Origin of the sequence: Francisella sp. 19X1-34 (genome assembly GCF_041102755.1) — a bacterium.
GTDB lineage: Bacteria > Pseudomonadota > Gammaproteobacteria > Francisellales > Francisellaceae > Francisella.
This window is the reverse complement of record NZ_JBGCTX010000067.1, coordinates 1-12,918: the sequence shown is the minus strand read 5'-3', so window position 1 is coordinate 12,918 and position 12,918 is coordinate 1. Positions and strand designations below refer to the sequence as shown.

Genomic DNA, 12,918 nt, shown 5'->3' with positions numbered 1-12,918 from the left:
ACAATAGCTAAGCTAGATGATAGACATATAGATCTTAGTATATTAACAGATCAAGAGAGAGATCAGATAGTTTACAATTGGAACCAGACAGACAAGGATTATCCTAAAGATAAGACAATATATCAGTTGTTTGAAGAGCAGGTTAAGCAAAACCCAGACAATGTAGCATTAGTATTTGAAGATAAAGAGCTTACATATAAGGAACTTAACCAAAGATCAAATCAGTTAGCTAGATACATCCGTAGACAGTATAAGGAAATTACTAATCAAGAGCTTAAGCCAGATACATTAATACCATTATGTTTAGAAAGAAGTATGGAAATGGTTATAGGTATATTAGCTGTAATGAAGGCAGGAGGAGCATATGTGCCGATGGATCCTGATTATCCAGAGGAGAGGTTTAGACATATCCTCGCAGATACACAAGCTAAATTAGTTATCACTCAAAGTCATTTAGAGGATAAGCTTAATTATATAGCTAATGATATTAGTTTGATGTCAATAGATCCAGATAAAGAACAAAGCTATATATATGCTCAAGAAGATAAACAAAATCTTAAACCACAAAGTAGTTCAACAGATTTGGCATATGTTATATATACATCAGGTACTACAGGTTTACCTAAAGGGGGGATGATTGAATATAAATCCTTGATTAATTTATCACAAGAGCAGATAAAAGGATTTGATATAAAAAAAGATTCAAAAGTATTACAGTTTGCATCATATATATTCGATGCCTCTGTATCAGAAATATTTACCTCTTTAATAATAGGAGCAGAACTATACATATGCTCTGAAAAATATAGAAAAAATAGTGAGCAATTAATTAACTATATTATAAAAAGCAGTATAACAATAGCTACTTTACCACCCGTTTTATTATCTAGTTTTGAATACCAATATATACCTAGTCTATCAACACTTATAACTGCTGGTGAATCATGTGAACTAGAGGTTATGAATGAATGGTCAAAAGATAGAATATTTATAAATGCTTATGGCCCCACGGAGAGTACAGTATGTGCTAGTATGCATGAATATAAAGAGGGAGATATTAGTACAAACATAGGCAGATCACTTGATAATATTAAGTTATATATCCTAGACCAACACCAACAGCCAGTCCCAATAGGGGTAGTTGGAGAGTTATATATAGGAGGAGCTGGATTAGCTAGGGGCTATTTGAATAGAGATGAGTTAACAGCCGAGAGATTTATATCTAATCCATTTGCTAATAAGAGTGATATATCTAAAGGTTATACAAGATTGTATAAGACAGGAGATTTAGTTAGATGGTTAGCAGATGGTAATATTGAATATATAGGACGAAATGATGATCAGGTTAAGGTACGTGGATATCGTATTGAATTAGGAGAGATTGAGAATCAATTATCTGCTATATATGGTATTAAGCAATCATGTGTATTAGCTAAGGATAGGAATAATAGTAAGTATTTAGTTGGCTATTATGTATCAGATGTAGAGTCATTAACCCAAGAAGAGATCCTTAATCAATTATCTAAGGTATTACCAGAATATATGGTACCAAGTGTATTGGTTGAGATTGATTCAATGCCATTGACAGTAAATGGTAAGTTAGATCGTAAAGCATTACCAGAGCCTGAATTTATTAATGAGGATAGTTACGTATCACCGAGTACAGAGCTTGAAGAGAAGTTATGTAGTATCTTTGGTGAAGTACTTGGCTTAGATAGGGTTGGTATTACAGATGATTTCTTTAGGATAGGTGGAAATAGTATATTAGCTATTAAGCTATCGCACTGCTTAACTAAGCAATTGGATCAGCAGATAAGTGTAGCTGATATATTTAAATACAAGAGTATAAATCAGTTAAGTAGTTATTTAGAATCCAATAGTATAGATAAGATAGTAATACCTAAAGTTAAACTAGACATATATCCATTATCTTTTGCTCAGGAGAGATTGTGGTTTATAGAGAGGTATGAAGGAGGAAGTAATGCCTATCATATACCAATGTTAGTATCTTTGGAAGAAGGTATAGATGTAGAAGCTCTTAAGCAATCAATCCAATCAATAGTTGGCAGACATGAAGTATTAAGAAGTGTATTTAGGCAGGATAATGAAGGTAATGATTACCAAGTTGTCTTAAATGATAGTGTGGTTATTAGTGAGTATGGCTATAAAGATACAGATATATCTAAGCAGATTGATAGTGATATTAATACACCATTTGATTTAACTAAGGATTATCCAACAAGAGTATCTTTGTATGAAGAAGAATCAGATATTAAGTTATTAATTAATATGCATCATATAGCGAGTGATGGTTGGTCAATAGATATATTTATTAAAGAGCTGAATGCATATTATAATCATTATACAAATAATATACAGTTAGCTTTGCCTGAATTAAGTATTCAATATAAAGACTTTGCAGTATGGCAGAGGGAATATCTAGAGGGAGACGTACTTGAGAAGCAGTTAGATTATTGGAGAGGTAGATTAGAGGGATATGAGACACTTAATTTACCTACTGATTTTGTAAGACCAAGTAAGATAGATTACACAGGATGTAGTGTAGAGTTTGAGATAGATGAAGGATTATCAGATAAGTTAAGAGATATAGCTAAAAATCAGAACTGCTCATTATATACGATTATGTTAAGTGCATTTTATATATTGATACATAAATACACATCACAAGAAAATATAGTGATTGGAAGCACAATAGCGAATAGGCATCATAGTCAGATACAGGATTTAATAGGTTTCTTTGTAAATTCATTAGCATTAAGAGAGCAGGTAGATGGTAGTGAAAGCATATTAGAATTAGTTAAAAGAGTTCACGCTAATTTAATAGAAGCACAAAGCCATCAAGATTTGCCATTTGAGAGGTTAGTAAGTGAATTAAATGTAGAGCAAGATTTAAGTAGACATCCTATATTTCAGGTGGTGTTTGGCTTACAGAGTTTTGGTAGACAAGAGAATCAATTATTTAAACCAGTAGTAAACGAAATAAACTATAAGATAGCTAAGTTTGATATAAGTTGTTTTATAGATGATAGTCAGAGTAATCTATTAGGTTCGATTAGCTATGCTACATCATTATATAGTAGAGATACTGTAGAGAAATTAGTTAAGTCATATAAGAAGATATTAAGTCATTTAGTAAATAATAAAGCAACAAAGATAAAGAATTATAGTCTTTTAACTAAAGAAGAATATCAAACAATAGTATATGACTGGAATCAAACAGATAAGGAATATTCTAAGGATAAGACGATATATCAATTATTTGAAGAGCAAGCTGAGCAAAATCCAGACAATGTAGCATTGGTATTTGAAGATAAACAGCTTACATATAGGGAACTCAATCAAAGATCAAATCAATTAGCTAGGTATATAAGAAGTCAGTATAAAGAGATAACAAATCAAGAGCTTAAGCCAGATACATTGATACCACTTTGTCTTGAAAGAAGTATGGATATGATTATAGGTATCCTAGCTGTAATGAAGGCAGGGGGTGCATATGTGCCGATGGATCCTGAATATCCTGAGGAGAGATTTAGACATATATTTGAAGATACACAAGCTAGGTTAGTTATTACCCAGAGTCATTTAGAGAATAAGCTTCATTATATAGCTAATGATATTAGTTTGATATCGATAGATTTAAGCAAAGAAGGCTATATATATGATCAAGAGGGCAAAGAAAATCTAACTCCACAGAGTAGCTCAACAGATTTAGCGTATGTTATATATACTTCAGGTACTACAGGGCTGCCTAAAGGAGTAATGGTTGAGCATAAAGGATTTGTTAATTATAATCAAAATCAGATTAAATATTTTAATTATCCATATAATAAGAAGATTTATTTAATACAATCTTATGCATTTGATACATCATTAGCATCTATAAGTATAAGTATTTTATCAGGAAATACTCTTTATCTAGTAGATGAACAAAATAAGCTAGATGCTACAAACTATATTGGTATGGATATAGCATATATTCCACCAGCTTATTTAGAATCGGTAGATATTAATACTATTAAAGAATTAAGTCATATAGTTGTTTCTGGAGACAAATTGTATGGTGATATTCTTAAGGAGACTAGCTGTAATGTTATAAATGAGTATGGACCAACGGAGAGTACAGTATGCGCCAGTATGCATGAGTATAAAGAGGGAGATATTAATACAAATATAGGTAAACCACTTAATAATACTAAGCTATATATTTTAGACCAACACTACCAACCAGTACCAATTGGAGTAGTTGGAGAATTATATATAGGCGGAGCAGGACTAGCTAGAGGTTATTTGAATCGACCTGAGTTAACAGCAGGGAGATTTGTACCTAATCCATTTGCTACAGAGAGTGATATAGCTAAAGGTTATACAAGGTTGTATAAGACAGGAGATTTAGTTAGATGGTTGGCAGATGGTAATATTGAATATATAGGACGAAATGATGATCAGGTTAAGATTAGAGGCTATCGTATAGAGTTAGAAGAGATTGAGAATCAATTATCTGCTATAGCTGGAATTAAGCAATCATGTGTATTAGCTAAGGATAGGAATAATAATAAGTACTTAGTTGGTTATTATGTATCAGATGAAGAGTCATTAACTCAAGAAGAGATCCTTAATCAATTATCTAAGGTATTACCAGAGTATATAGTGCCAAGTGTATTTGTTAAGATTGACTCAATGCCATTGACAGTAAATGGTAAATTAGATCGTAAGTCATTACCAGACCCTGAGTTTATTAATGAAGGTAGTTATATAGCACCGACTACGGAACTTGAAGAAAGATTATGTAATATATTTGCAGAAGTACTTGGTTTAGAGAAGGTTGGAATTACAGATGATTTCTTTAGAATAGGTGGTAATAGTATATTAGCTATTAAACTATCTTATAGATTATCTAAGGAGTTCAATAAACAGATAAGTGTGGCAGATGTTTTTATAACTAGAAATATTAAAATACTTATATCTGAGGTTGAAAAATTAAATATTATTAAACCTTTCTATAAATCTTATAATAATAATCTACCAAATATATTACTAATTCATCCAGGGTCTGGAGGCTGTGAAGTATATAATACATTAGCTAGTAGTTTAATTAATAAATATAATACTATTGGAATAGATAATTATAATATTTCTTCAAAAAATAAGATTTCATCACTTAATGAATTATCAAAATATTATTTAAATCAATATTTAGAAAAATATAGTTTTAATAAGAAACCTATTCATCTATTAGGATGGTCTTTAGGAGGACAGATAGCATTAGAAATTGCTAATATTCTAGAGTCTGAAGGATTTAATAATGTTAGAGTAACTTTGCTAGATACTATTCTTACAGATGATCAACTAAATCAATATCAATCATCTATAGATATTGATGATTATAAGAGTCAAATGAGAGAATATATGATAAAGGAAAAAGAGTATGGTAGTAACTATGTAAATAAAGTTGAAGGGGCTTTTGAAGCGGAACGCGAACTTTTGGGTGAATATATTTCTAATAAATTAGAAAAATCTAAGGTAACTCTATTAAAAGCTGCAATACCGGATATTAGATTTAATAATGATGTTGGTAGTAAGTTAAATAATTATATTTTATCTTTAAAAGATAATAATATATCAAAAGTAGTATGTAATTTGACTATAAAAGAAGTTAACGCGCATCATGGAAATATCCTTGAAAAAATAGATGAAATTTTAGAAGTTTTATAGTGTTTTATGAATATTGCTAGAAGTAAACGAAAATAAAAGTGGTACTCGCAACTGGATTCGAACCAGTGACCCCTACCATGTCAAGGTAGTACTCTAACCAACTGAGCTATGCGAGTATGTAAGAGAGTATTATAGTTTTATATCTTCTAAAATCAATACTATTTATGAATAAAGTAGCTATTTTTAATTAATATAATTTATATAACTCTATAAATAATTTAATATATAACTATATTAATAAATATTTGTAAGTTACTTTATGAATGTTGCCAAATTTAAAAGTATTCTTAGTACTGGTTATTGGAGTGATTTTTATATTTATCCAATAGCTGCTATTATATTTTTTTCCTATGGTTTAGAGGCTCTTAATTTTAATATAGGAATTGTCGCTGTATTATTTATAATTGGTATTATTCTTGGGTCATTTATTGAATATTTTATTCACCGAGTTCTTTTTCATCATTGTCCTGTATTTAAAGAGCTGCATCAGCTACATCATGATAAACCGATTGAGCTTATAGGTAGTCCTACTTATGTATCATTACCTGTTTATACAATCTGTGTTTTTATCCCATTATGCTTTATTACAAATATAGCTTATGCAAGTATTATTTTTAGTGCGTTTTTACTAGATTTATTATTATATTTTATAGTTCATCATACAACACATCATGTTAGATCAAAGAAAGGATCAATACTACACTGGTATAAAAGACATCATGCAGCGCATCATCTAAATCCAAATATAAATTTTTCAGTAGCTTTTCCAATCTGGGATATTATTTTTCGAACTAAACAAAAGAAATAACTTTCCTAATACTAATTGTTATTTATATTAATTAATATATTATTTAATCCATATCTCTATAAATTATATTTTCTATGCAAAAATACACATTTTTTGTTAGTTGCGCAAAGGGCATCGAACTACTATTAAAAGACGAATTACTTAGATTAAATATTACATCATATGAAAAGCTTGCTGGTGTCGAGTTTGAAGGGACATTAGAGCAAGCCTATAAAGTTTGCATATACTCACACTTAGCTAGCCAAGTTATGCTAAAAATCGCTACTGAGAGAGTTACAGATCAGCAAAGCTTATACAACTTTATATCTTCTATAAATTGGATGAGTTACTTTGATGTAGATAAAACTTTTAAAATCATAATTTCTGGTAAGCACTATGATTTTAACAATACTATGTTTGTCTCACAAAAAACAAAAGATGCGATTGTTGATCAATTCCGTAATGAAACAAACCAACGTCCAGATATCGATACTGAGAATCCAAGTAATGTAATAAAACTTCATTTACATAAGCAATTTGTAAATGTTTTTTTATGTTTAAATATTGATAGCTTACATAAGCGTAGCTATAGGCAATTCCAAGGTCAAGCACCTCTTAAAGAATCTTTAGCTGCAGCTATACTTCTAAAAGCAGGGTGGTTAGATGAGCTAAAAAAAGATCAGCCTATACTTATAGATCCAATGTGTGGTTCTGGAACTATTCTAATAGAAGCAGCTTTGATAGCAAAAAATATTGCCCCTGTTTTATTAAATAAAGAATTTAAAATTTTTGACTCAAAGATACATGATGAAATCCTATGGAATGATCTAATAAACGAAGCTAAAAAATCCCAAAAAAATACAAATGCAATTATCCAAGGTTATGATATTGATAATAATGTCTTAGATAAGGCAGAGAAAAATATTTATCAAGCTGATGTTGATGATGTTATAAACATCAAACGTAGAGATATTCGTGATCTTGAAAATGAATTTGATAATCAAGGTCTAATAGTTACAAATCCTCCATATGGTGAGAGATTATATGGTGATCAACTTGATGAGCTTTTAGATATTTTTAATGGCTTTGGGGATAGATTATCTCAGGATTTCTACGGTTGGAAAGTAGCAATCCTTACAAGTTTTACTGATTCAATTAAAGAAATGCAACTTCGTACTACAAAACGTAATAAGTTCTATAATGGAGCTATTGAAACAATTTTATATCAATTTGATATAAATGAGCATGCAAAGTTTAAACATGAAAGCCAACTTGAGAAAAATATTCGTATAGCAGAAGCAAGTGCTCAAAAATCTAATGAGCATATAGATTTTTCAAATAAGCTTAAAAAGAATCTTAAAAGTTTAAAACCATGGTTAAAGCAAGCTGGAGTTGAGTGTTATCGTTTGTATGATGCTGATATTCCAACTTTTGCAGTTGCTGTAGATATATATGGTGAACATGTATTTTTACAAGAGTATCGCGCGGATGCAACTATAGATCAAAATATTGCTAAACAGAGATTTTATCAAGCTATATATCAGATACATAAAACATTAGGTATAGCTTATGAAAATATTCATACTCGCGTACGTCAACGTCAAAAGGGCAAAGAGCAATATCAGAAAGAAAATGATAAAAATAATTTTCATCTTATAAATGAATTTGATGCTAAGTTTTATGTGAATTTTGATGATTATTTAGATACTGGAATTTTCCTAGACCATCGTAAGATCAGGCAACTAGTTGCTAAAGCAGCTAAAAATAAAACTTTACTAAATCTTTTTAGTTATACTTGTACAGCTAGTGTTCATAGTGCTTTAAAGAGAGCTAAAACAACTAGTGTAGATATGTCGAATACATATTTAGAGTGGGGTAAAAATAACTTTACTCTAAATAATATTGATCATAAAAAACATAACTTCATCCAGGCTGATTGTATTGGCTGGCTAAAAGCTAATACTGAGAAATTTGATGTGATATTCTTAGATCCTCCGACTTTCTCAAACTCAAAACGTATGGATGATATTTTAGATGTTCAAAGAGATCACGAGCTACTTATAAATCTAGCTATGGATTCGCTAAAAAAAGATGGTGTATTATATTTTTCAAATAACTATAGACGCTTTAAAATGTCTCAAGAAATCATTGATAAATTTAACTGTGAAAATATTGATAAAAAATGTCTTTCAAGAGATTTCTTATCTAATAAAAATATCCATAATTGTTGGGAAATTAGATACTAATTTTTAACTAAAATATTTTTTTCTAAGCCATAAAGAGACATTTACTAAGCTTATCAAAACAGGTACTTCTACAAGTGGACCTATAACACCAACAAAGGCTTGAATAGAGTTTATCCCAAATACTGAGATTGCTACAGCTATGGCTAATTCAAAATTATTAGAAGCAGCTGTGAAGCTTAAGGATGTTGCTTGCTCATAACTTGCCTTAAATTTATATGACATAAAAAATGATATAAAAAACATAATCAAAAAATATATCAAAAGAGGTATAGCAACTTTTATAACCTGAAAAGGTAAACTAATAATTTGATCTCCTTTAGTCATAAACATTAGTATTATTGTGAATAATAAAGCTATTAAAGTAAGAGGTGATATTGCTGGAGTAAATTTTTCAACATACCATTTTTCACCTTTCTGAGAAATCAGTATAATTCTTGTTAATACTCCAGCTAGAAAAGGTATTCCTAAATATATCCCTACACTTTTTGCAATATCTAGCATAGATATATTTATATCAACAGCTATATTAAGACCTAGTAATTTTGGTATAACTGTAATAAATATATAAGCATATGCAGCATAAAATACTATTTGGAAAATAGAGTTAAATGCAACGAGTCCCGCACAGTACTCTCTAGAGCCTTTAGCTAAATCATTCCAAACAATTACCATTGCAATACATCGAGCTAAACCTATTAGAATTAAGCCAATCATAAAAGCATGTTGGTTATGGAAAAAAGCTATTGCCAAAATAAACATCAGTACAGGACCTATTATCCAATTTTGAATTAAAGATAAAAATAAAATTTTTGTATCTTTAAAAATTTTTGGTATTATTGAGTATTTAACTTTTGCAAGAGGAGGGTACATCATTATAATTAACCCAGCTCCAATCAACCAATTACTAGCTCCAATATCAAATTTAGAAATAATATTTTTAGCATCTGGAAATATATAGCCTATTAATATACCTATAATCATTGCTAAGAATATCCATAATGTTAGATATCTATCTAAAAATTTTAATTTCATTTTTCTTCCTTATACTTTACAAACTTCAGAAATTTCTAATTTAGAAACAATTTTTTGAACCTCTTCATCTTTATCCATTTCAATAAACAGCTCTTCTAAGATATTTAAATATCGAATATTAATATCTCTATTAAGTCTATAGAACACCCATTTACCTTGTCTAAAAGAATTAAGTAGACTGGATAAGTTTTTTAATTGAATTGATAAGGCTCCCTGGGTCAATGGTATAAATTTTTGAATATCACATACACACAGAGTGTTTTTACTTAACATATATAAAATTATTAGCCTATTTTTATCAGAAATGGATTTTAAGAAATTTATTGATTCCTTCATTTATTTATATTTATATATTTAAATTTATAAATATGTTAGCATTTAAATTAAAAATATCAACAATTTATAATAAATATAGAGTTTTAAATAAGATGTTATTTTAATATTTAGTCAATTCTATCTATATATGGTAAAATCAAGCCAGCATAAATACTATTTATATAATAAGACCTAATGGGAAGACTTCAGCAGAATTTAATGTACGCAATTATCTTGGTGGTAATATTTGTCATTTGTATATACCTTTTTACTTTTAATCGTAGCTACGAGGTAAAAGGAATCTATTTACCTGCTTACTCAACAAAGCTACCACCTACAAACCCTAATAAAATGAAAGTTTTTAATTTACGTTATCAAAGTGATACTGAAGGTAATATAGGTCAAATTAGAACTTCAATCCATGTAAATAACCAAAAAGATTTTCAAAGTTTATGTGATGAAAACTTACATAAAGCAATACTTTTGGCTGCAGATAATGGAGCAGATGAGATTAAGTATGTTTGTTTATTCCCAGAAGGACAAATTAATGAGCTAAGTAGTGTTTCATTAAGAGCCTATGCATTTAGGAACTAGGATAGATGAAAAAGTTAAATATAATTTTTGCAGGAACTCCTGATATCTCAGCTCAACTTCTAAAAGATCTATATACTACTAAGCATAATATCCAAGCAGTACTTACTCAGCCAGATAGAGCAAAAGGGCGAGGCAAAAAAGTTCAGTTTTCACCTGTTAAAGAAATTGCATTACAAAACAATACCCCTGTTTTTCAACCACTGTCTTTTAAAAAAAATCCAGAGGTATTAGAACAAATTAAAGAGCTAAAGCCGGATATTATTGTTGTTATAGCATATGGAATTATAGTACCAAAAGCATTTTTAGATATTCCAAAATATGGTTGTTTAAATATACATGTTTCATTATTGCCAAAATGGCGTGGCGCAGCTCCGATCCAAAGAGCCATTCAGTCAGGAGATAAAAAAACTGGTATTTGCATTATGCAAATGGATGAGGGCTTAGATACTGGAGATATTCTAAATACGTTAGAAGTCGATATAAAAGATACTGATACGTCCCAAACTTTACATGATAAGTTTGCAAAATTATCAATACAACCTCTAATAGAAACTTTAGAAAGCATTGAGACAATCAAGCATAATCCCCAAGAAGGCGAACCAACATATGCTCATAAAATAACTAAACAAGAGGGGTTAATAGATTTTTCTAAAACTTCTTGGCAGATTAGTTGTCATATAAGAGCGTTTACTCCATGGCCGTCAGCATTCTTCATATTAGATAAACAAACTATAAAAGTAGGGCAGTTTGAAATATTAGAACAGTCTTGTGATAGAGATTCTGGAACTATAGTAGATATTTCAAAATCAGGTTTTGATATATGTACTAGTAATGGAATTATAAGGTTTAAACAGCTACAGTTTCCTAATAAAAAAATGCTACAAATAGCTGACATTTTAAATGGTAATGACTTAAGCAAATATATTGGATATAAGATAGGATAGATTATGAAAGTTGGATTTATAATAGATGATTTAAACTCTTTTAATATTTCAAAAGATAGTACTTTTATGATGTTACAAGCAGCTCAAGATAAAGGCTGGGAAGTTTATACGTTCTATCTTAATGATTTATATATCATAAATGGTGATCCAAAAGGCAACACTCTTAAGATAAAAATCCATAAAAATAAGCAGACTTGGTATGAAGTTTTATCTCAATACAATGATTTTTCATTGCTAGATTTAGATTGTATATTTATGCGTAAAGATCCTCCATTTGATATGGAGTTTATCTATGTAACATATATGTTAGATCTAGCTAAAAAAAATGGGGTTTTAATTGTTAATAATCCCCAAGCTTTAAGAGATTTTAATGAAAAAGTTGCTATTTCAAACTATCCTAAATTTGCTCCTAATACTTTAATAACTAGAAGCTATAAACAAATTAATAAATTTTATGAAAAGCATAAGGATATTATAGTTAAGCCATTAGATGGTATGGGAGGTAGTTCTATTTTTAGAATCCAAGATGGAGATAAAAATAAAAATGTAATTTTAGAAGTTTTGACTGAGCACCAATCAAAATATATAATGGTTCAGGATTACCAAAAAGCTATCAAAGATGGTGATAAAAGGGTTCTTATAGTAAATGGTGAACCTATAAAATATCTGTTGGCTCGCATTCCAAGTGAAAAAGATAATCGAGGTAATTTAGCAGCAGGTGCCACAGCTGAAGTTAGAGAGCTTAAAGATAGTGACTATAAGATTGCTAAAAAAGTTGCTAAAAAGCTCAAAAAGCAAGGGGTAATGTTTGCTGGCATTGATGTGATTGGTGATAAACTTACCGAAGTTAATATCACAAGCCCTACAGGTATCCAAGAAATTTATAAAGCTACGAAAATAAATGCTGCAAGTTTATTAATGCAAGCAGTAGAACAAAAAATTGAGAAAATGAGAGAAGAAAATAAGGATAGTGAGTAGACAAGACACTAATTTATTTACTAATCAGACTTTATTTTATTATAAAAACTCTTTTTAACTATATAACTTAACTTATTAGGTGTAGATCTTATGATTAACTATAAAGAACTTCCTAAGGGAGTACTACATATTAACTTGATACAAATTTTATCAACAGTTGGCTACGCTGTGCTGATGGGATTATTGAATTTTTATCTAACAAATTATATTGGTATAACCTCAGTTCGGAATTAAAAGCATTGTAAATTAAGGGTTTAGTAGTGTTTTTAGGTTAAAATAAGCGAAAAAC

9 protein-coding genes and 1 tRNA gene are annotated in these 12,918 nt (G+C 29.6%); 7 read left to right on the top strand and 3 right to left on the bottom strand.

Annotation, left to right across the window (positions count from 1 at the left end):
• On the top strand, positions 1 to 5,733 hold a 5,733-nt coding region (locus AB8E56_RS09720; RefSeq protein ID WP_329480538.1), incomplete at its 5' end, for a non-ribosomal peptide synthetase.
• 39 nt (positions 5,734 to 5,772) lie between these two features.
• Here the strand turns inward: AB8E56_RS09720 and AB8E56_RS09715 are convergent.
• Positions 5,773 to 5,849, bottom strand: a tRNA-Val gene (locus AB8E56_RS09715).
• Between the two features lie 143 nt (positions 5,850 to 5,992).
• On the opposite strand from AB8E56_RS09715, the gene AB8E56_RS09710 reads away from it, so the two are divergent.
• Together AB8E56_RS09710 and rlmKL are read left to right on the top strand one after the other, a co-directional pair.
• A complete protein-coding gene (locus tag AB8E56_RS09710; protein WP_329480536.1) occupies positions 5,993 to 6,541 on the top strand; it encodes a sterol desaturase family protein in 549 nt (182 codons plus the stop codon).
• Positions 6,542 to 6,615: 74 nt separating this feature from the next.
• Positions 6,616 to 8,766, top strand: coding sequence for a bifunctional 23S rRNA (guanine(2069)-N(7))-methyltransferase RlmK/23S rRNA (guanine(2445)-N(2))-methyltransferase RlmL (rlmKL, locus tag AB8E56_RS09705; RefSeq protein WP_329480534.1), 2,151 nt, complete (start codon positions 6,616 to 6,618; stop codon positions 8,764 to 8,766).
• A 3-nt stretch (positions 8,767 to 8,769) separates the two neighbouring features.
• On the opposite strand, the gene arsB is transcribed toward rlmKL, so the two are convergent.
• Together arsB and AB8E56_RS09695 are read right to left on the bottom strand one after the other, a co-directional pair.
• Positions 8,770 to 9,798, bottom strand: a complete 1,029-nt coding sequence (gene arsB / locus AB8E56_RS09700) for an ACR3 family arsenite efflux transporter (protein WP_329480532.1) — start codon at positions 9,796 to 9,798, stop codon at positions 8,770 to 8,772.
• A 9-nt stretch (positions 9,799 to 9,807) separates the two neighbouring features.
• Positions 9,808 to 10,134 (bottom strand): metalloregulator ArsR/SmtB family transcription factor, encoded by a 327-nt coding sequence (locus tag AB8E56_RS09695; protein WP_329480529.1) that lies wholly within the window; start codon positions 10,132 to 10,134, stop codon positions 9,808 to 9,810.
• 174 nt (positions 10,135 to 10,308) lie between these two features.
• Here AB8E56_RS09695 and AB8E56_RS09690 point away from each other — a divergent pair, with 174 nt between their 5' ends.
• The 4 genes from AB8E56_RS09690 to AB8E56_RS09675 all read left to right on the top strand — a co-directional run bounded on the left by AB8E56_RS09690 (position 10,309) and on the right by AB8E56_RS09675 (position 12,863).
• Positions 10,309 to 10,707: a hypothetical protein gene (locus AB8E56_RS09690; protein WP_329480527.1), complete on the top strand. Its 399-nt coding sequence runs from the start codon at positions 10,309 to 10,311 to the stop codon at positions 10,705 to 10,707.
• 5 nt (positions 10,708 to 10,712) lie between these two features.
• On the top strand, positions 10,713 to 11,651 hold the full coding sequence (fmt, locus tag AB8E56_RS09685) for a methionyl-tRNA formyltransferase (protein ID WP_329480525.1): 939 nt from the start codon (positions 10,713 to 10,715) through the stop codon (positions 11,649 to 11,651).
• A 3-nt stretch (positions 11,652 to 11,654) separates the two neighbouring features.
• On the top strand, positions 11,655 to 12,629 hold the full coding sequence (gene gshB, locus AB8E56_RS09680; protein ID WP_329480523.1) for a glutathione synthase: 975 nt from the start codon (positions 11,655 to 11,657) through the stop codon (positions 12,627 to 12,629).
• Between the two features lie 90 nt (positions 12,630 to 12,719).
• Positions 12,720 to 12,863, top strand: a complete 144-nt coding sequence (locus tag AB8E56_RS09675) for a hypothetical protein (protein ID WP_329480540.1) — start codon at positions 12,720 to 12,722, stop codon at positions 12,861 to 12,863.
• Positions 12,864 to 12,918: the final 55 nt, after the last annotated feature.